General features: G+C 72.7%; 22 protein-coding genes. 19 read left to right on the forward strand and 3 right to left on the reverse strand.

Going from position 1 to position 18,649, the window contains the following annotated elements; all coding sequences use genetic code 11:
* Positions 1 to 21: 21 nt before the first annotated feature.
* The 6 genes from OG782_RS22825 (at position 22) to OG782_RS22850 (ending at position 5,509) form a co-directional block, all read left to right on the forward strand.
* Entirely contained in the window at positions 22 to 1,488 is a 1,467-nt protein-coding gene (locus OG782_RS22825; protein WP_406453760.1) for an NAD(P)H-hydrate dehydratase, read from the forward strand.
* A gap of 46 nt (positions 1,489 to 1,534) precedes the next feature.
* A complete protein-coding gene (locus OG782_RS22830; protein ID WP_406453762.1) occupies positions 1,535 to 1,921 on the forward strand; it encodes a DUF488 domain-containing protein in 387 nt (128 codons plus the stop codon).
* Positions 1,922 to 2,004: 83 nt separating this feature from the next.
* The gene (alr, locus tag OG782_RS22835; RefSeq protein WP_406453764.1) at positions 2,005 to 3,231 is read left to right on the forward strand and encodes an alanine racemase; all 1,227 of its coding nucleotides are present in this window, start codon (positions 2,005 to 2,007) and stop codon (positions 3,229 to 3,231) included.
* Positions 3,232 to 3,393: 162 nt separating this feature from the next.
* Complete coding sequence (locus OG782_RS22840) at positions 3,394 to 4,656, forward strand: alpha/beta fold hydrolase (RefSeq protein WP_406453766.1); 1,263 nt, start codon at positions 3,394 to 3,396, stop codon at positions 4,654 to 4,656.
* The gene (gene tsaE, locus OG782_RS22845) at positions 4,625 to 5,179 is read left to right on the forward strand and encodes a tRNA (adenosine(37)-N6)-threonylcarbamoyltransferase complex ATPase subunit type 1 TsaE (RefSeq protein WP_406453768.1); all 555 of its coding nucleotides are present in this window, start codon (positions 4,625 to 4,627) and stop codon (positions 5,177 to 5,179) included. The genes OG782_RS22840 and tsaE overlap by 32 nt, the downstream gene beginning before the upstream one ends.
* A gap of 159 nt (positions 5,180 to 5,338) precedes the next feature.
* Positions 5,339 to 5,509: a hypothetical protein gene (locus OG782_RS22850; protein WP_406453770.1), complete on the forward strand. Its 171-nt coding sequence runs from the start codon at positions 5,339 to 5,341 to the stop codon at positions 5,507 to 5,509.
* A gap of 74 nt (positions 5,510 to 5,583) precedes the next feature.
* Here the strand turns inward: OG782_RS22850 and OG782_RS22855 are convergent, their stop codons facing one another.
* Entirely contained in the window at positions 5,584 to 6,117 is a 534-nt protein-coding gene (locus OG782_RS22855; protein ID WP_406459220.1) for a hypothetical protein, read from the reverse strand.
* A gap of 200 nt (positions 6,118 to 6,317) precedes the next feature.
* On the opposite strand from OG782_RS22855, the gene tsaB reads away from it, so the two are divergent.
* The 9 genes from tsaB to OG782_RS22900 all read left to right on the forward strand — a co-directional run bounded on the left by tsaB (position 6,318) and on the right by OG782_RS22900 (position 12,443).
* Positions 6,318 to 6,965, forward strand: a complete 648-nt coding sequence (tsaB, locus tag OG782_RS22860; RefSeq protein ID WP_406459222.1) for a tRNA (adenosine(37)-N6)-threonylcarbamoyltransferase complex dimerization subunit type 1 TsaB — start codon at positions 6,318 to 6,320, stop codon at positions 6,963 to 6,965.
* Complete coding sequence (rimI, locus tag OG782_RS22865; RefSeq protein WP_406453772.1) at positions 6,962 to 7,489, forward strand: ribosomal protein S18-alanine N-acetyltransferase; 528 nt, start codon at positions 6,962 to 6,964, stop codon at positions 7,487 to 7,489. The genes tsaB and rimI overlap by 4 nt, the downstream gene beginning before the upstream one ends.
* The gene (tsaD, locus tag OG782_RS22870; RefSeq protein WP_406453774.1) at positions 7,489 to 8,589 is read left to right on the forward strand and encodes a tRNA (adenosine(37)-N6)-threonylcarbamoyltransferase complex transferase subunit TsaD; all 1,101 of its coding nucleotides are present in this window, start codon (positions 7,489 to 7,491) and stop codon (positions 8,587 to 8,589) included. Before rimI ends, tsaD begins: the two co-directional genes overlap by 1 nt.
* A complete protein-coding gene (locus OG782_RS22875) occupies positions 8,586 to 8,870 on the forward strand; it encodes a hypothetical protein (protein ID WP_406453776.1) in 285 nt (94 codons plus the stop codon). Before tsaD ends, OG782_RS22875 begins: the two co-directional genes overlap by 4 nt.
* Positions 8,871 to 9,120: 250 nt before the next feature.
* A complete protein-coding gene (locus OG782_RS22880; RefSeq protein ID WP_406453778.1) occupies positions 9,121 to 9,483 on the forward strand; it encodes a YciI family protein in 363 nt (120 codons plus the stop codon).
* Between the two features lie 51 nt (positions 9,484 to 9,534).
* A complete protein-coding gene (locus OG782_RS22885) occupies positions 9,535 to 10,785 on the forward strand; it encodes an RNA polymerase sigma factor (protein WP_406453780.1) in 1,251 nt (416 codons plus the stop codon).
* Positions 10,786 to 10,848: 63 nt separating this feature from the next.
* Positions 10,849 to 11,319: a VOC family protein gene (locus tag OG782_RS22890; RefSeq protein ID WP_406453782.1), complete on the forward strand. Its 471-nt coding sequence runs from the start codon at positions 10,849 to 10,851 to the stop codon at positions 11,317 to 11,319.
* 35 nt (positions 11,320 to 11,354) lie between these two features.
* Positions 11,355 to 12,026 carry a hypothetical protein gene (locus OG782_RS22895; protein WP_406453784.1) on the forward strand — a complete coding sequence of 224 codons (672 nt, stop codon included), beginning with the start codon at positions 11,355 to 11,357 and terminating at the stop codon, positions 12,024 to 12,026.
* Between the two features lie 51 nt (positions 12,027 to 12,077).
* Positions 12,078 to 12,443, forward strand: a complete 366-nt coding sequence (locus tag OG782_RS22900; RefSeq protein WP_406453786.1) for a hypothetical protein — start codon at positions 12,078 to 12,080, stop codon at positions 12,441 to 12,443.
* Between the two features lie 12 nt (positions 12,444 to 12,455).
* Here the strand turns inward: OG782_RS22900 and OG782_RS22905 are convergent, their stop codons facing one another.
* Entirely contained in the window at positions 12,456 to 13,694 is a 1,239-nt protein-coding gene (locus tag OG782_RS22905; protein WP_406453788.1) for a THUMP-like domain-containing protein, read from the reverse strand.
* Positions 13,695 to 13,830: 136 nt separating this feature from the next.
* Here OG782_RS22905 and OG782_RS22910 point away from each other — a divergent pair, with 136 nt between their 5' ends.
* From OG782_RS22910 to groL, 4 genes are all read left to right on the forward strand, one after another.
* The gene (locus OG782_RS22910) at positions 13,831 to 14,796 is read left to right on the forward strand and encodes a polysaccharide deacetylase family protein (protein ID WP_406459224.1); all 966 of its coding nucleotides are present in this window, start codon (positions 13,831 to 13,833) and stop codon (positions 14,794 to 14,796) included.
* The gene (locus OG782_RS22915; RefSeq protein ID WP_406453790.1) at positions 14,793 to 15,113 is read left to right on the forward strand and encodes a hypothetical protein; all 321 of its coding nucleotides are present in this window, start codon (positions 14,793 to 14,795) and stop codon (positions 15,111 to 15,113) included. Before OG782_RS22910 ends, OG782_RS22915 begins: the two co-directional genes overlap by 4 nt.
* Positions 15,114 to 15,411: 298 nt before the next feature.
* Positions 15,412 to 15,720 carry a co-chaperone GroES gene (gene groES / locus OG782_RS22920; RefSeq protein WP_018101172.1) on the forward strand — a complete coding sequence of 103 codons (309 nt, stop codon included), beginning with the start codon at positions 15,412 to 15,414 and terminating at the stop codon, positions 15,718 to 15,720.
* 103 nt (positions 15,721 to 15,823) lie between these two features.
* Positions 15,824 to 17,446 carry a chaperonin GroEL gene (gene groL, locus OG782_RS22925; RefSeq protein WP_406453792.1) on the forward strand — a complete coding sequence of 541 codons (1,623 nt, stop codon included), beginning with the start codon at positions 15,824 to 15,826 and terminating at the stop codon, positions 17,444 to 17,446.
* Between the two features lie 143 nt (positions 17,447 to 17,589).
* On the opposite strand, the gene OG782_RS22930 is transcribed toward groL, so the two are convergent.
* Entirely contained in the window at positions 17,590 to 18,618 is a 1,029-nt protein-coding gene (locus OG782_RS22930) for a hydroxyacid dehydrogenase (RefSeq protein WP_406453794.1), read from the reverse strand.
* Positions 18,619 to 18,649 lie beyond the last annotated feature (31 nt).

The following is an 18,649-nucleotide window of genomic DNA, read 5'->3' on the forward strand; positions in this document are numbered from 1 at the left end:
ATCCTTGCGTACGTTGGAGCCATGCGTACTGCTTACAGCGTCTCGACCGTACGGGCCGCCGAACAGGCTCTGATGGCACGGCTCCCGGAGGGCGCGCTGATGCAGCGCGCCGCCGCCGGACTCGCGGCCGCCTGCGCCGGTCTGCTGCGGCGCGGCGGCCGGGTCTACGGGTCCCGGGTCGTCCTGCTCGTCGGCAGCGGCGACAACGGCGGCGACGCGCTGTACGCGGGGGCCAGGCTCGCCCGGCGCGGCGCGGGCGTCGTGGCCGTGCGCGTCGCACCCGGCCGGGCCCACGAGGGCGGGGTCGCGGCCCTGCTGGCGGCCGGCGGCCGGGTGATGGACGGCGGCGACATCGCCCCGCACCGGGACTGGGGCGGGCACATCGACCTCGTCGTCGACGGGATCACCGGCATCGGCGGGCGCGGCGGACTGCGGCCGGACGCCGCCGCCGTGGTGGGGCACTACGCGGCCCACGGAGTGCCCGTCCTCGCCGTCGATCTGCCGAGCGGGGTCGAGGCCGACACCGGGGAGGTGCGGGGTGACACCGTGCGCGCGGACGCGACCGTCACCTTCGGGGCGTACAAACCGGGGCTGCTGATCGACCCGGCCGCCGAACGGGCCGGCGCCCTGCACCTCGTCGACATCGGGCTCGGCGCCGAACTGCCGGACGTACCCGATCTGGAGGCGCTCCAGTACGCGGACGTCGCCGCGCTGCTGCCCGTGCCCGCCGCCGAGAGCGACAAGTACCGGCGCGGCGTCGTCGGCATCGTCGCCGGATCGGCGCGCTACCCGGGGGCCGCCGTACTGGCCGTCTCCGGGGCGCTGCGCGGCGGAGCGGGGGCCGTGCGCTACGTCGGGCCGGGAGCCGGCGCCGTCATCGCACGCCATCCTGAGACGCTGGTCCACGCCGGCCCGCCCTCCAGGGCCGGGCGGGTACAGGCCTGGGTGGTCGGGCCGGGGCTCGGCGACGGGACCGAGGCCGTCGGGGCGGTCTCCGACGTGCTGGCCACGGACGTGCCGGTGCTCGTCGACGCGGACGGGCTGCGGCTGCTGGACGCCGCCGTCGTCCGCGCCCGCACCGCTCCCACCGTCCTGACCCCGCACGCCGGGGAGGCCGCCGCGCTGCTCGGCATCCCGCGCGAGGAGGTCGAGGCGGGGCGGCTCGCGGCCGTACGCGAACTCGCCGCCCGCTTCCGCGCCACGGTCCTGCTCAAGGGATCGACGACCCTGATCGCCACGGACACCCCGCACACTCCAGTCCGGGTCAACCCGACCGGCACCTCATGGCTCGCCACCGCGGGCAGCGGCGACGTGCTGTCCGGGCTGACCGGTTCGCTGCTGGCCGCGGGCCTCGCCCCGCGCGACGCCGCGTCGGCCGGTGCCTACCTCCACGGGCTCGCGGCCCGGCTCGCCTCGGACGGCTCCCCGGTCGCCGCGCAGGACGTCGCGGGGGCGATCGGAGCGGCCTGGCGGGACGTACGGGCCTGAGTGATGCTGAGAGCGGTATCGGGGCGGCAGCGAGAGGTGATGAGCGGTGGGCAGCGGCAGTGACGTGCGCGTACGCCGGGTGTACGACCCGGAGGAGGACGGCGACGGCACCCGTGTCCTCGTCGACCGGCTCTGGCCGCGCGGTGTGTCCAAGGACCGTGCCCGGATCGACCGCTGGCTCAAGGACCTCACCCCCTCGGGCGAGCTGCGCACCTGGTACCACGAGGACCGCTCGGGCACCCGCTACGACGACTTCGTGGACCGCTACCGCGCCGAGCTGGCAGGCCCCGCGCAGTCGGCGGCCGTTCAGGAGCTGGTGGGCATGGTCCGCGAGGGCGGCCCGGTGACGCTCGTCACGGCGGTCAAGGACGTCCCGCGCAGCCACGTCCCGGTCCTCGTCGAGTACCTGGAACACGAACTGCACCGCCGCTGACGTGCCCGCCCTCCGGCCGCGGCGCGCCCTGCCGTGACCGGTACCGGAGGGCCCCGCCGTACGCCTCTGAGACACTGGGCGCGATGAACGAGACAGCGTCCTTGAGAGCCCGTGCCGAGATCGACCTCGCCGCACTCCGCGCCAACGTGCGCGTACTGCGTGCCCGGGCGGCCGGTGCGCAACTCATGGCCGTGGTCAAGTCCGACGCGTACGGACACGGGGCGGTGCCCTGCGCCCGAGCCGCGCTCGAAGCGGGCGCCACCTGGCTGGGGACCGCCACACCGCACGAGGCGCTCGCCCTGCGCGCGGCCGGTCTCGGCGGCCGGATCATGTGCTGGCTGTGGACACCGGGCGGGCCCTGGCGCGAGGCGATCGAGGCCGGCATCGACGTGTCGGTGAGCGGCATGTGGGCGCTGCGCGAGGTCACCGCGGCAGCCGCGGAGGCCGGCCGCCCCGCCAGGATCCAGCTCAAGGCCGACACCGGCCTCGGCCGCAACGGCTGCCAGCCCGCCGACTGGCCCGAACTGGTCGCCGCCGCCCGCACCGCCGAGGAGGCGGGCACCCTCCGCGTCACCGGCCTCTGGTCCCACTTCGCCTGCGCGGACGAGCCGGGACACCCCTCCATCACCGCCCAGCTGGACACGTTCCGCGACATGGTGGCGTACGCGGAGAAGGCCGGCGTCGAACCCGAGGTCCGGCACATCGCGAACTCCCCGGCGACGCTGACGGTGCCCGAGTCGCACTTCGACCTCGTACGGACCGGGATCGCCATGTACGGCATCTCGCCCAGCCCGGAGCTCGGCACCCCGGCCGACTTCGGACTGCGCCCGGTGATGACGCTCGCCGCGTCCGTCGCCCTGGTCAAGCACGTCCCGGCGGGCCACGGCGTCAGCTACGGGCACCACTACACGACATCCCGCCAGACCACGCTCGGCCTGATCCCGCTGGGGTACGCGGACGGCATCCCGCGCCATGCGTCGGGCCGTGGTCCGGTGCTGGTCGGCGGGGTCCGGCGGACGATCGCGGGCCGGGTGGCCATGGACCAGTTCGTCGTCGACCTCGGCGGGGACGAACCGGCGGTGGGCAGCGAGGCCGTGCTGTTCGGCCCGGGGGACCGGGGCGAGCCGAGCGCCGAGGACTGGGCGCAGGCGGCGGACACGATCGCGTACGAGATCGTCACGCGGATCGGCGGCCGGGTGCCGCGCGTCCATGTGGACGACGAGGCGGACGGGACGCGGGCGGGGACGCCCGAGGGGACGCCGACCGGGGCGCGGGTCGCGGCCGCGGACGGCAGGTCGGCCGGGTCCTGACCGAGGAAGCGCGCTTGAGCAGGCACGATCTTGAGCAGGCATGATCTGAACATGCTCCGAGTTGACCGAATATGAGAGCGGATCAGACCGGGCGGGTTCGGGTTCCCAGGAAATCGGCCCAGCCCTGACCTGACGGACACGACCGACAAGGAGCGCGGCACGGTGAGTGAGATCAGCGCGGGGGACGCGGTGGCGACGGCCGCCTCGGCGGTCGGCTGGCGCCGGGCGGGGATCGCCGGGGCCGCCATAGGTGTGATCGCCGCAGGCGCGGCGGCCGGGGTCGCGGTCGAGCGGCTGACGGTCGGCCGCGGCATGCGCAAGCGGGCCAGGCTGGCGCTGGACGCCACCGGACCGTACGGCTCGCTGCGCGGGCTGCCGGGCCGGGCCACGGCCGACGACGGCACCGAGCTGTACTACGAGATCGACGAGGTCGACCCCGGCAGCGGTACGGGCACGGGCGCCACGCCCCCCGGCGGCGCCGCCGCGGCCCCGCGCAGGCGCCGCCTCTTCGGGCGCAAGGCCCCCGCCCCGGTGACGGTCGTCTTCAGCCACGGCTACTGCCTCAGCCAGGACTCCTGGCACTTCCAGCGGGCGGCCCTGCGCGGCATCGTGCGCACCGTCCACTGGGACCAGCGCAGCCACGGCCGCTCCGAGCGCGGCCGGGCACAGGCGCGGGCCCGGGGCGGCGTGCCCGTAGGCATCGACCAGCTCGGCCGCGACCTGAAGGCCGTGATCGACGCGGCCGCACCCGAGGGGCCGCTGGTGCTGGTGGGGCACTCCATGGGCGGCATGACGATCATGGCGCTCGCCGAGCAGTACCCGGACCTGATCCGCGACCGGGTCGCCGCGGTCGCCTTCGTCGGCACGTCGAGCGGCAAGCTCGACGAGGTCAGCTTCGGGCTGCCGGTGGCGGGCGTGAACGCGGTGCGCCGGGTGCTGCCCGGGGTGCTGAAGGCGCTCGGCTCGCAGACGGAACTGGTGGAGCGGGGGCGGCGGGCGACCGCGGATCTGTTCGCCGGGCTGATCAAGCGGTACTCGTTCGGCTCGCGGGACGTGGACCCGGCGGTCGAGCGGTTCGCCGAGCGGCTCATCGAGTCCACGCCGATCGATGTGGTCGCGGAGTTCTACCCGGCCTTCACCGAGCACGACAAGAGCGCGGCCCTGCCCCTGTTCCTGGACGTCCCCGTGCTGATCCTGGCGGGTGACAAGGACCTGGTGACGCCCAGCTCGCACAGCGAGGCGATCGCGGACCGGCTGCCCGACGCGGAACTGGTCATCGTGCCGGACGCCGGCCATCTGGTGATGCTGGAGCACCCGGAGACGGTGACGGACCGGCTGGCGGACCTGTTGGTGAGGGCCGGGGCGGTGCCGGAATCATCTAACGTTGGCGGGCATGGAAGCACCGCACAACAGCCCGGCGGCTGAGGCCGCCGCAGGCACCGCGTCCGTCAGCCTGACGCTGGCCGTGGAGTCCCCCGAACAGATGCAGGCCCTGGGCCGCCGGATCGCCGCCGTGCTGCGCCCCGGCGACCTGGTGATGCTCACGGGCGAGCTCGGCGCGGGGAAGACGACCCTGACCCGTGGCCTCGGCGAGGGCCTGGGCGTGCGCGGCGCCGTCACGTCCCCCACCTTCGTGATCGCCCGCGTCCACCCCCCGCTCGGTGCCGGTCCGGCGCTCGTCCACGTCGACGCGTACCGCCTGGGCGGCGGGCTCGACGAGATGGAGGACCTGGACCTCGATGTGTCGCTGCCGGAGTCGGTGGTGGTCGTCGAGTGGGGCGACGGCAAGGTCGAGGAGCTCTCGGACGACCGGCTCCAGGTGCTCATCGACCGCGCGGTCGGCGACACGGACGACGAGCGGCGCACGGTGACGCTGGTGGGCGTCGGCGCGCGGTGGGCCGGTCTGCGGACGGAGTCCTGGATTCCGTGGGCGGTGGCCGGGGCCTAGGGTCTCTCGGGCCGCCGGCGGCCGGGTTCCTTCCGGTCCTGTTTCCGACAGGCTGTCGGCAAAATGTTGCGCGCGGCGGGGCAAGCGTGGTCACATGGAGGGCGAGAGCAGGTTAGGTCTGCCTAACTGTGCCTTCCACCGGAGCTCCAGGAGGCGTCCATGCCGACATCCGAGCGTGACGTGCAGCCGCCCCGGGCGGTATCGATGCGGGACCTGCTGGCCGCGGGGGCCGCGGCCGACGCGGTGTCCACCCCGCCGGGCGGCCTGCGCCCGCGCCCGACGGCCCCGGCACCGCGTGACACCGCGCCGTCGAAGCCCGAGCGGACCTGAGTCCTGCCGCGCGGCGGGTCCGGCCCGCGGTGATGTGATCCCTGGTCTCCGGCCGGTCACCGCCGGGACAGCCCTTAGGGAACCACGACCACCTTCGCGCCCACCGTGGCGAACGTCCACACCGCGTCGCCGTCCGCGCGGGACATCCGTACGCCGCCCACCTTCAGCTTCGGGTCCGGGGGCTCCATCGAGCCGTCCTGCGCGGCGCTGAAGCCGATGGCCACGTCGTTCGTGGTCGCGAACCGGACCACGTGCTCGATCTGCACCCCGTCGGAACCCCTGACGCTGCCGGAGCGCGAGGTCACGTTGTACGTGCCCGGCAGGGGGTTCACCGCGCTCGGCATGACCTTGAAGGTCCGGGTCGGCTTGCCCTTCGCGTTCACCAGCCACACCCGGCGGTCGCTCAGCTTGTAGACCACGCGCACACCCGTGCCGGACACGGAGGGGACCGCGAGCGGGTCCTTCGCCTTCGGCTTGGTGTGGCCGCCCTTGGCCGGGGCGCTGCTGGACGCCTTCGGCGTGACATTCAGGTTGTCGGGGACGTTCGCCGATGCCTGGTAGGCCAGGAAGCCCACCGCGGCGACGGCCGCCGCGGTGAGCGCGGCCACGATTCCCGAGCTGCCCCTAGCCACCGTGCGCCTCTTTCGCCGTTGTGTGTCGTACGCCGTTGTATGTCGTACAAGCGTTTACACGTACTCCGCGTATACCGGGTGACGGTAGCAGCAGGGATCCCCGGTCCCGGGACGCCGTACGGGGCGCCGTACCCGCCGCGCCGGAGCCGTAGGCTGTTTGCGTGCTCTTGCTCGCTATGGATACCGCCACCCCCGCCGTCACCGTCGCCCTGCACGACGGGACCCGTGTCGTCGCCGAGTCCGGTCAGGTCGACGCCCGAAGGCACGGGGAGCTGCTGCTGCCCGCCGTCGACCGGGTCCTCGCCGAGGCCGGTGTGAAACTCGACGCCGTCACGGACGTCGTCGTGGGCGTCGGCCCCGGCCCGTACACCGGGCTGCGGGTCGGTCTGGTGACGGCCGCGACGTTCGGCTCGGCGCTGTCCGTGCCCGTGCACGGGCTCTGCACCCTGGACGGCCTCGCGTACGCCGCGGGCCGGGCCGGCCTGGAGGGCCCGTTCGCCGTCGCGACGGACGCCCGCCGCAAGGAGGTGTACTGGGCGCGGTACGAGGACGCCCGCACCCGGACCGGTGAACCCGCCGTCGACCGGCCCGCCGACATCGCCGAACAGCTCGCGGGGCTCCCCGTCGTCGGAGCGGGCGCGGTGCTCTACCCCGACGCGTTCCCGGACGGGCGCGCGCCCGAGCACGTGGCGGCCGGCGCGCTGGCCGCCCTCGCCGTCGAGCGCCTCGCCGCGGGCGCCGAGCTGCTGCCGCCGCAGCCGCTCTACCTGCGCCGGCCCGACGCGCAGGTCCCGAAGAACTACAAGGTGGTCACGCCGAAGTGACCGCCACGACCGCAGTGCTGCGCGAGATGCGCTGGTGGGACATCGACCCGGTGCTCGACCTGGAACACGAGCTGTTCCCGGACGACGCCTGGTCGGCCGGCATGTTCTGGTCCGAGCTGGCGCACGCCCGGGGCCCGCAGGCCACCCGCCGCTACGTCGTCGCCGAGGACCCGGTCACCGGCGGGATCGTCGGATACGCCGGCCTCGCCGCGGCCGGTGACCTCGCCGACGTACAGACGATCGGCGTCACCCGCGGCCACTGGGGCGGCGGACTCGGCTCCGAGCTGCTGACCGACCTGCTGAAGCACGCCACGGCCTTCGAGTGCGCCGAGGTGCTGCTGGAGGTCCGCGTCGACAACACCCGGGCGCAGAAGCTGTACGAACGCTTCGGCTTCGAACCGATCGGCTTCCGCCGCGGCTACTACCAGCCGGGCAACATCGACGCACTCGTCATGCGCCTCCACGTACACGAAGACGTACACGAGGACGCACCACGGCACGTACAGGAAACAGAGACTGACTGATGGCTGACGAACCGCTCGTACTCGGCATCGAGACCTCCTGCGACGAGACCGGCGTCGGCATCGTCCGCGGGACGACGCTGCTCGCCGACGCCGTCGCGTCCAGTGTCGACACCCACGCCCGCTTCGGCGGCGTCGTCCCGGAGATCGCCTCCCGCGCGCACCTGGAGGCGATGGTCCCCACGATCGAGCGCGCCCTGAAGGAGGCCGGGGTCAGCGGCCGCGACCTCGACGGCATCTCCGTCACCGCGGGGCCCGGCCTCGCGGGCGCCCTGCTCGTCGGCGTCTCGGCGGCGAAGGCGTACGCGTACGCGCTGAACAAGCCGCTGTACGGGGTCAACCACCTCGCCTCGCACATCTGCGTCGACCAGCTGGAGCACGGCCCGCTGCCCGAGCCGACGATGGCGCTGCTGGTCAGCGGCGGTCACTCCTCGCTGCTGCTGGCGCCCGACATCACCAACGACGTGCGGCCGCTCGGCGCGACCATCGACGACGCGGCGGGCGAGGCCTTCGACAAGATCGCCCGGGTGCTGCAGCTCGGTTTCCCCGGCGGCCCGGTCATCGACCGCCTCGCGAGGGAGGGCGACCCCAAGGCCATCGCGTTCCCGCGCGGTCTGAGCGGTTCGCGCGACCCCGCGTACGACTTCTCCTTCTCCGGCCTGAAGACCTCCGTCGCCCGCTGGATCGAGGCGAAGCGCGCGGCGGGCGAGGAGGTGCCGGTACGGGATGTGGCGGCGTCCTTCCAGGAGGCCGTGGTCGACGTGCTCACCCGCAAGGCCGTCCGCGCCTGCAAGGACGAGGGCGTCGACCACCTGATGATCGGCGGCGGCGTCGCCGCCAACTCACGGCTGCGGGCGCTCGCCCAGGAGCGCTGCGAACGGGCCGGCATCCGGCTGCGCGTACCGCGTCCGGGGCTGTGCACCGACAACGGGGCGATGGTCGCCGCCCTGGGCGCGGAGATGGTGGCCCGCAACCGGCCCGCCTCCGACCTGGAGCTGTCGGCGGACTCCTCGCTGCCGGTGACCGAGACCCATGTACCGGGTGCGCACTCCCATACGCACGACCATGTGCACGAGATCAGCAAGGACAACCTGTACTCATGAGCGGGAGCGGTACCACCGTCGCGCTGATGTGGGAGGCCCGCGCGACCGAGGGCCGGGGCGCGGAACTGTTGGAGTGGGCCCGCGCCCGCACCGGCGAGCTGGCACGGCCCCCGCTGCGCAGCGAGCTGCTGCGCGCCCCCCAGGACCGCGTCCTGGTCATCACCTGGTGGCAGGGCGCCTACGGCGACGAGCTGCCGGAGCTGCCCGAGCCGGACGCGGGGATCGTCACCCGGCCGGTCCACCGCTGGCGTTTCGAGTCCCTCGGAGCAGCAGACCGGTGACGATCGCGTCGAGTTCGTCCGCCCCCTCGTAGTCGGCGGCGTGCGCCCGCCAGTCGTCCCTGATCGCGGCGAGGCGGGGCAGCGCGACCATTTCGCCCGGTGCGGCGAGGCCGTGGAGTGAGCACTCCGGTGGCCGGTCCGGAAGATTCTCAGAAGAATTCCGGAGGACCTGTCGATCCGGCCGTGTCCCGTTCGACGCAGGGGTGAGAGGCGGGGAACAGGTCCCCGCCCATCCGACCGAGGAGTCACCATGCCGCGCTTCATGTCACTCATCCGCATCGACGAGCAGGAAGCCGCCGGTTTCGAGCCCGACCCCGACTTCGAGAAGCGCATGGGCGCCCTGTTCGAGGAGATCACCAAGGCGGGCGTGATGCTGGAGACGGCCGGCCTCACCCCGACCGCCGAGGGCACCCGGATCCACTGGTCCGGCGGAAAGCTCAGCCACACCGACGGGCCCTTCACCGAGACCAAGGAAGTCGTCGGCGGGTACGCCATCCTCCAGTGCAAGGACAAGGACGAGGCGCTGGAGTGGACCAAGCGGTTCCTGCGGTGTCACCCGGACAGCTGGAGCGTCACCTCCGAGATCCGGGCCATCGACGAAGCGACCGGCTGACCGGCCTGCCGCGCTTGCCCGGGTCCCGGGCGGCTGCTCTGATGGGTGGCCGTGACGGCAGCAGGCGCGGTTGAGGCGGTATTCAGGATCGAGTCCGCGCGGATCATCGCCGGTGTCGCCCGGATCGTCCGGGACGTGGGCATCGCCGAGGAACTCGCGCAGGACGCGCTGGTCGCCGCACTGGAGCAGTGGCCGGAGTCGGGCGTCCCGGACAACCCGGGAGCCTGGCTCATGGCCACGGCCAAGCACCGCGCCATCGATCTCGTACGCCGCCGTGAGACGTACGCCCGCAAGCTGGCCGAGATGGGCCGCGGCCTGGACACGGTCTCCCCCGAACCGGACCCGGGCGCCACGGACCCCGACCGGATCGACGACGACCTGCTGCGGCTGATCTTCACCTCCTGCCATCCGGTGCTCTCCACCGACGCCCGGATCGCCCTCACCCTGCGCCTCCTCGGCGGCCTCACCACCGAGGAGATCGCCCGCGCCTTCCTCACCACCGAGCCCACCGTCGCCCAGCGCATCGTCCGCGCCAAACGGGCGCTCGGCCGGGCCGGCGTCCCCTTCGAGGTGCCGTACGGCCCCGAGCGCGCGGCCCGGCTCGGATCGGTGCTCGAAGTCATCTACCTGGTCTTCAACGAGGGCTACGCCGCGACCACCGGCGACGACTGGCTGCGCCCGGGGCTCTGCGAGGACGCGCTGCGCCTGGCCCGGGTGCTGGCCGGGCTGATGCCGGGCGAGCCCGAGGTGCACGGGCTGGCCGCCCTGCTGGAGCTCCAGGCCTCGCGCACCGCCGCCAGGACCGGGCCGGACGGCGCCCCGGTGCTGCTCGCCGACCAGAACCGGGCCCGCTGGGACCGGCTGCTGATCCGCCGCGGCCTCACCGCCCTGCTCCGGGCGAGTGAAACGGCCGCCGGTGAGGGAGCGCCCCTGGGGCCGTACGCCCTCCAGGCAGCCATCGCCGCCTGCCACGCCCGCGCCGTGCGCTACGAGGACACCGACTGGGCCGCCATCGCCGCGCTCTACGGCCGTCTGGCAGCCCTGACCCCGTCACCGGTCGTCGAGCTCAACCGCGCCGTCGCCGTCTCCATGTCCGAGGGGCCGGCGGCCGGCCTCGCCCTGGTCGACGCGCTCGCAGCCGACCCCGCGCTCAAGGGCTACCACTTGCTGCCGAGCGTGCGCGGGGATCTGCTGGAGCGGATGGGGCGTACGGACGAGGCACGCGCGGAGTTCGTACGGGCGGCTGAGCTGACCCGCAACGAGCGGGAACGGGCGATGCTCCTGGACCGGGCCGGGCGATGAGTTCCCGGCCCGCGACCGGTCTACCCTGCACGGCATTTCGCACCACCGAGTGAGGAGAAGACCATGCAGAAGGTCACCACGTTCCTGTGGTTCGACAAGAATCAGGCCGAGGAGGCGGCGGACCACTACATCTCCGTCATCGGCGGCGACTCACGCGTCCTGGACGTGACCCGCTGGACCCCGTCCTCACCGGGCGAGGACGGGGCGGTGATGACCGTACGGTTCCAGCTGGAGGGCGCCGAGTACATCGCGTTCGACGGCGGACCCGAGTTCCCCTTCAACGAAGCCGTCTCGCTCTCCGTGGAGTGCGACTCGCAGCAGGAGGCGGACCGGCTGTGGGACGAGCTCACCGCGGACGGCGGACAGGAGAGCCAGTGCGGCTGGCTCAAGGACAGGTTCGGGGTCTCCTGGCAGATCATCCCGCCCGGCCTCGGTGACGCCCTGACCGACCCGGACCCGGACAAGGCGGCCCGCGCCATGAAGGCGATGCTCGGCATGAAGCGCCTGGACATCGAGGCCCTGCGCAACGCCTGAGACGTCGCCGGCCGGCGCTCGATAGGGTCTGGCTCATGTCGTCCCCCCGCTCAGCGCTGCCGCCGCCCCCGCCGCCCGTGGAGATACGTTCCTGGCCCGACCGGGGCGCGTTGCTCGCCGACCGGGCCGCCATTCTCGGTGCGTTGGTGAAGACGCACCTGGGACCGGGGCGCCTCGGAACGCTGTGGCTGTGGGGTGCGCTCGGCGCGCTCGGCTGGTCGATGATCGGCACGGCGCTCATCACCTTCGAGGAGTCGTACGACGTCATCAGCGCCATCATCGGCCTGGTCATGGCGGCCCTGGGCGCCGGCGCTCTGGTGCCGGCGGTCATCCTCGTCGTCGTCGGCCTGCGCCGGGACGGCAGGATCCGCCGACTGCTCACCCAGTGGGGCGAGTTGGACCGCGATCCGGCGGCCGACGCCGCGCTGCGCCTGCCGGGCGCGAGCCTCGTCTGGCTGCTGGGCTCCTTCGCGCTCTGCGCGTTCGGGCTCTACGCGTGCGTCGCCGTACCGGCGGGCGCCGTCCGGGGCGAGGACACCTACGGACTGATGGCCCTGATCATGGGCCTCGGGCTCATCAGCTGGCTCATCGGTCTCATCGGCATCACCAAGGCCTTCTGGCACCGGCGTTGGGTCCTCGGGCTGCTGCGCGGGGCGACCGTCCCCGTGCCGCCGCTCATCTCCATCGAGGACGGCTCCCACCGCTGACCCCGGCCCTATCCTTGGCGCAGACATGGGCGACTCGGGGGGATGGGTTTCATGGAGTGGTACTGGTGGGTGCTCATCATCTTCTGGACGGGCGGCTTCGGCTGGGTCGTCGAGAACACGCGTACGGCACTGCGCAACCGGCACACCCGCAAGCTGGAACTGCTGGAGGCCGCCAAGCAGGAACGCCTGGCGCTCGACGCGGCGAACCGGGCACCCGAGCCCGTCTGCGGCTGCACGCACCACCTCGCCAAGCACGACAAGCAGGGCAAGTGCCATGAGCGGGTCGAGGTGCCGACCGCGTGGGACGAGCAGAAGAAACCGGTCCGCTTCGAGTCGGGACAGTGCAACTGCCAGCAGTACGTGGGTCCTCAGCCGCTCTCGCAGGTGTACGCGGACGACCTGACCGACCTCGCCTGAGGCCGGCCGCACTCACCCGAGGCCGGCCTCCGGGCCGGTCACGGGGCGGCCGATCAGCATCGTCGGCACATCCGCGACCCGGGTCAGGAAGACGGTGGCCGCGTTCGGGCCCTGAAGCTTCATCTTCCTGCGCAGCTCCTCCGGTTCGACCCCGGAGCCGCGCTTCTTGACCGTCAGTACGCCGACCTTCCGCTCCCGCAGCAGCGCCTTCAGCCGCTTCGTGCTGAAGGGCAGCTGATCGGTGATCTCGTACCCGGCGGTGTACGGGGAGTCGTAGAACTCGTCGCTCGTGACGTACGCGATCATCGGGTCGATCAGCCGGCCGTGGCACCGGTCCACGATCCCGGCGACCAGATGCGCCCGGATCACCGCGCCGTCCGGCTCGTACAGATAGCGGCCGACCGGGCCGACCGGCGGGGCGGGCAGCACGGCCGGGGCGGACAGCGTGGCGCCCGACGGGAGCAGCGTGGCGCGGTAGGACCCGGCCTCGAAGCCCTCGCCGAACCAGAGCACCGCCTCCTTCACATCACCGCCGTCCGAGATCCACTCGGCCTCCGCCTGCGGCCCGATCGCCTCGTGCGGGACGCCCGGGGCGATCTTCAGCGCGGCCCTGGGGGCCTTCAGCGCGGCCGCGGTCGCCCAGGACAGGGGCGGTGAGTAGGCCTCCGGATCGAAGATCCGGCCACGTCCGCCGCGCCGGGCCGGGTCGACGAACACCGCGTCGTACGGCGTGGTGTCGATCTCCGTGACATCGGCGCACCGCACCTCGATCAGCGCGTCCAGACCGAGCGCGGCGGCGTTGGCCCTGGCCACCTCGGCGGTCAGCGGGTCGCGGTCCACGGCCAGGACGGAGATCCCGGCCCGCGCCAGGGCGATCGCGTCGCCGCCGATCCCGCAGCAGAGGTCGGCGACGCTGCGCACCCCGGCCTGTGCGAACCGCCCGGCCCGGTAACCGGCCACCGAGGTACGGGTCGCCTGCTCGACCCCGTTGGGCGTGAAGAACATCCGGTGCGCGTCCTGGGCGCCGAACTTCGCCACCGCCCGCTGCCGCAGCCGGGCCTGCCCGAGCACCGCCGAGACGAGGGCGGCCGGGTGGCTGCGGCGCAGCCGGGTCGCGGTGGCGAGCTCCGTGGCGGGGTCGTACGACCGCAGCCCGGCCAGCAGCTCGGCGCCCTCGGGGGAGCGCAGGGCCAGGAAGACGGCGAGGGGGTCGGGGGCGTCGGTCGGGTCGAGAGCGTTCACCCGCCCCATTGTGAGCCAGCCGGGGGACCGTGCGGGCCGGGCGGCGGTGTCGGGCCGGATGCCCGATCACGTACTGGCAGGATGCGGCGCCATGCAGCCAGTACGACAAAAGGAAGAATTGGTTATGAACAGGCGCAGACCGGAGATGGTGACGTGCCCAGAGGTCCGGACCGGGCGCGGGCGGAGGCGTCTGCGGCGCCGCCCGGGTTACGCGGTCCTGGCCGCGCTCCTGGTCGCCGCCGTCGGTTCCGGCTGCGCGGCCGAAACCGGAGGCCGCGCGGACGCCGACGCCGCGCGGCGGACCGGGGCCGAGGCCGGGCATCCGGGTGCGCAGGCCCGGCCGGAGGCGGCGGCCGCGCTCGCGGTGCGGGCCGAGAAGGAGCGGCGCGCCCAGGCCGCACGCGCCGCCGCTGCCAGGAAGTGGGGCCTGGCGGGCATTCCGCTGGCGCCGCCGGCGCCGCCCGCGGTGAAGCCGCACATCACGACCCGCAAGGGCTTCGAGGTCAACGGCGGTGACGACTCGCTGCCGCCGGTCTTCACCACGGTCCCCACCGATAAGAAGATCGTCTTCCTGACGATGGACGACGGGGACGACAAGGACCCCGAGCTGCTGCGGATGATGTCGGAGCTGAACATCCCGTACAGCGCCTTCCTCAGCGACTACCTGGTGCGCGACGACTACGCGTACTTCAAGGACGCGCAGGACCGCGGCGTCGCGCTCAGCAACCACACGCTGAACCACCGTTACCTGCCCGGCCTCTCCTACGCCGAGCAGAAGCGGGAGATCTGCGACCAGCAGGACATCATCGAGAAGCAGTACGGCCAGCGACCCCGGCTCTTCCGGCCGCCGTACGGCAACTACAACGGCGACACCCTGCGGATCGCCAAGTCCTGCGGCATCACGGCCGTGCCGCTCTGGTCGGCCGAGGCGTTCCCCGACCACATGGAGTGGCGGGAGGAGGACCAGGACCTGCACCCCGGCGACATCATCCTCACGCACTTCCGCGGCAAGAAGGACTGGAAGGGCAGCATGCCCGACCTGATCAGGTCCGTCATGAAGGTCATCACGGACAAGGGGTACGCCGTGGCACGGCTGGAGGACTACGTATGAGAAGGGCGCACCGGCTGCTGGCCGGACTGCTGACCGCCGGTGCGCTCCTGGCCGCCACGACCGGCTGCGCGCAGTCGGTCGACCCGATCGAGCGGCTGGGCCGCAAGGCGGCCCAGAAGGTGCACCCGTCGCCGAGCGCACCGGAGGCGCTGCCCGCCGCGGTGCGCGGCGAGGCGCCGGGGGCGATGGCCGTCGTCGCCTGCGGGCCTCGGCGGGCCGGGTACGCGGGTCCGCAGCACCCGCCGGCCCGCTGGTGGCCGGACCGGCCGGGACCGTATCCGGGGATGCGTGCGGGGGCGGGGTGCGCGCACTCCTGAGGTACGGAACGGCCCGGGGGCCTGGGGCGTTCTCCCCTGTGGCGGCCGCTGCGGGGGGCCGGGCGCGGTGGTCCGAGGGGCGCGAAGGCGGCCGGTCCGGACGCCACGAGGGGCGTGAATTGGCACTCCGCTTGACCGAGTGCTAATCGCGGTCATAGTCTCAGTGCTGGCACTCCCCGATGGAGAGTGCCAGCAGTACTGTGCGACCGGCAGGTCCGGCACCCGCGACGACGGGCCCATCTGGTCGCCACCCAAAGACTGTTAACCCCGTGAGATCTCCGAAGGGGGAGACCGGATCGTGTCGACCGCCAGCTCCAAGGTTGCGATCAAGCCGCTCGAGGACCGCATTGTGGTCCAGCCGCTCGACGCCGAGCAGACCACGGCCTCCGGCCTGGTTATTCCGGACACCGCCAAGGAGAAGCCCCAGGAGGGCGTCGTCCTGGCCGTGGGCCCGGGCCGCTTCGAGAACGGCGAGCGCCTGCCGCTCGACGTCAAGACCGGCGATGTCGTGCTGTACAGCAAGTACGGCGGCACCGAGGTGAAGTACAACGGCGAGGAGTACCTCGTCCTCTCGGCTCGCGACGTGCTCGCGATCATCGAGAAGTAATTCACTCAACGTTTGCTTCTGTTCTGCGCCCCTGGCCCCCTGCGAAATATCTAGCCGGGCGGCGAGGGGCGCAGTTCTTGTTCTGAGAGGACAGTTCAGCTCCATGGCGAAGATCCTGAAGTTCGACGAGGACGCCCGTCGCGCCCTCGAGCGCGGCGTCAACAAGCTTGCCGACACGGTGAAGGTGACGATCGGCCCCAAGGGCCGCAACGTCGTCATCGACAAGAAGTTCGGTGCTCCCACCATCACCAACGACGGTGTCACCATCGCGCGCGAGGTCGAGCTGGATGACCCGTACGAGAACCTCGGTGCCCAGCTGGTGAAGGAGGTGGCGACCAAGACCAACGACGTAGCGGGTGACGGTACGACCACCGCCACCGTCCTGGCCCAGGCGCTCGTCCGCGAGGGCCTGCGCAACGTGGCCGCGGGCGCGTCCCCGGCCGCCCTGAAGAAGGGCATCGACGCCGCGGTCAAGGCCGTGTCCGAGGAGCTCCTCGCGACCGCCCGTCCGATCGAGGACAAGTCCGACATCGCCGCCGTGGCCGCGCTCTCCGCGCAGGACAGCCAGGTCGGCGACCTCATCGCGGACGCGATGGACAAGGTCGGCAAGGACGGTGTCATCACCGTCGAGGAGTCCAACACCTTCGGTCTGGACCTTGAGTTCACCGAGGGCATGGCCTTCGACAAGGGCTACCTGTCCCCGTACATGGTGACCGACCAGGAGCGTATGGAGGCCGTCCTCGACGACCCGTACATCCTGATCCACCAGGGCAAGATCGGCTCGATCCAGGAGCTGCTGCCGCTCCTGGAGAAGGTCATCCAGGCCGGTGCCTCCAAGCCGCTGCTGATCATCGCCGAGGACGTCGAGGGCGAGGCCCTGTCGACCCTGGTCGTCAACAAGATCCGTGGCACCTTCAACGCCGTCGCGGTGAAGGCCCCGGGCTTCGGTGACCGCCGCAAGGCCATGCTCGGCGACATCGCCACCCTCACCGGTGCGACCGTCATCGCCGAGGAGGTCGGCCTCAAGCTCGACCAGGCCGGTCTGGACGTGCTGGGCACCGCCCGCCGCGTGACCGTCTCCAAGGACGACACCACCATCGTCGACGGTGGCGGCAAGGCCGACGAGGTCGCCGGCCGCGTCAACCAGATCAAGGCCGAGATCGAGTCCACGGACTCCGACTGGGACCGCGAGAAGCTCCAGGAGCGCCTGGCGAAGCTGGCCGGCGGGGTCTGCGTGATCCGCGTCGGTGCGGCCACCGAGGTGGAGCTCAAGGAGAAGAAGCACCGTCTGGAGGACGCCATCTCCGCGACCCGCGCCGCGGTCGAGGAGGGCATCGTCTCCGGTGGTGGCTCCGCTCTGGTCCACGCCGTCAAGGTCCTCGAGGGCAACCTCGGCAAGACCGGCGACGAGGCCACCGGTGTCGCGGTCGTGCGCCGCGCCGCCGTCGAGCCGCTCCGCTGGATCGCGGAGAACGCGGGCCTCGAGGGCTACGTCATCACCTCGAAGGTCGCCGACCTCGACAAGGGCCAGGGCTTCAACGCCTCGACCGGCGAGTACGGCGACCTGGTGAAGGCCGGCGTCATCGACCCGGTCAAGGTCACCCGCTCCGCCCTGGAGAACGCCGCGTCCATCGCGTCGCTGCTGCTCACGACCGAGACCCTGGTCGTCGAGAAGCCGGCCGAGGAAGAGGCCGATGCCGGTCACGGCCACGGTCACTCGCACTAGCGTGTAGCTGTTCCGCGCAAGCGGTGAGGCCCGGTACCCCGCGCTCGGGGTACCGGGCCTTTGCGTGTCCGGCCGCCCGGCCCGCCAGGCCTCAGCGGCCAAGTCCAGCCTCAGCGGCCGCATCCGGCCCGGAGGGGCTTGGATCATGCCGAGCGCGACAGCCCCTCCCCGTACACCGGGTCCGCGAACGGCCGGCCGGCCGCGAAGCGCTCCAGTTCGTCCAGCGCCTGGTCCGCCATCCGGTGCAGCTCATTGCCGAGCGACCCCGCGACATGCGGCGTCAGCAGCACGTTCGGCAGGTCGTACAGCGGCGAGGACGCCGGGGGGAGGTCGGGGTCCGTTACGTCCAGCACCGCGTGCAGCCGCCCGCTCGTCAGCTCGGGAAGCAGCGCCCCCTCGTCGACCAGCGACCCGCGCGCCGTGTTGATCAGCGTCGCGCCGGCCGGCATCGCCGACAGCTGGGCGGCGCCGATCAGATGGTGCGTCTCCGGGAGCTGCGGGGCGTGTACCGATACGACCGAGCTGCGCGCGCACAGGTCGTCGAGCGTGGTGAGGCGGACGCCCAGCCGCGCCGCGTCCTCCTCGTCGGAGTAGGGGTCGTACAGCAGGACGTCCAGGTCGAAGGGGCGCAGCAGCTCGATGACCCGACGGCCGATGCGGGAGGCGCCCACGATGCCGACCGTGCGGCGGTAGTTCCCGCAGCCGTCCAGCTCCGCGAGCCAGTTGTGGCCGGTGCGCAGGGTGCGGTAGCGGTCCGCGGAGTGCAGGACGCGCTTGCCCGCGAAGAGGATCGCGGCGAGGGTGAACTCGGCGACCGGCAGGGCGTTGGCCCCGGCCGACGAGGTCACGGCTATGCCGCGTTCCCAGCAGGCGTCGGTGATGTGGTGCTTCACGGACCCGGCCGCGTGCACCACCGCGCGCAGCCGCGGCGCGGTGTCCAGCACCGCGGCGGTGAGCGGTGTCGCGCCCCAGCAGGTGAACAGCACCTCGGCCTCGACGAGCGCGGCCGCCACCTCGGGGCTCGGATCGGCCAGGTCGTGGGCGACGAGCCGGGTGTCCGTACGGGTGAGGGCGGCCAGCCGGGTGCGGTGGCGTTCGGTGAAGAGGCGCTCGGCGATTCCGGGTGCCATCGCGAGCAGGGCACGGGGCCGGTGGTCAGTGGGCTTCGGCATGGTGGGACTCGTACTCCTCGGGGCTCGCGTG

The sequence above is a fragment of the Streptomyces sp. NBC_00876 genome, from assembly GCF_045207435.1.
GTDB lineage: Bacteria > Actinomycetota > Actinomycetes > Streptomycetales > Streptomycetaceae > Streptomyces.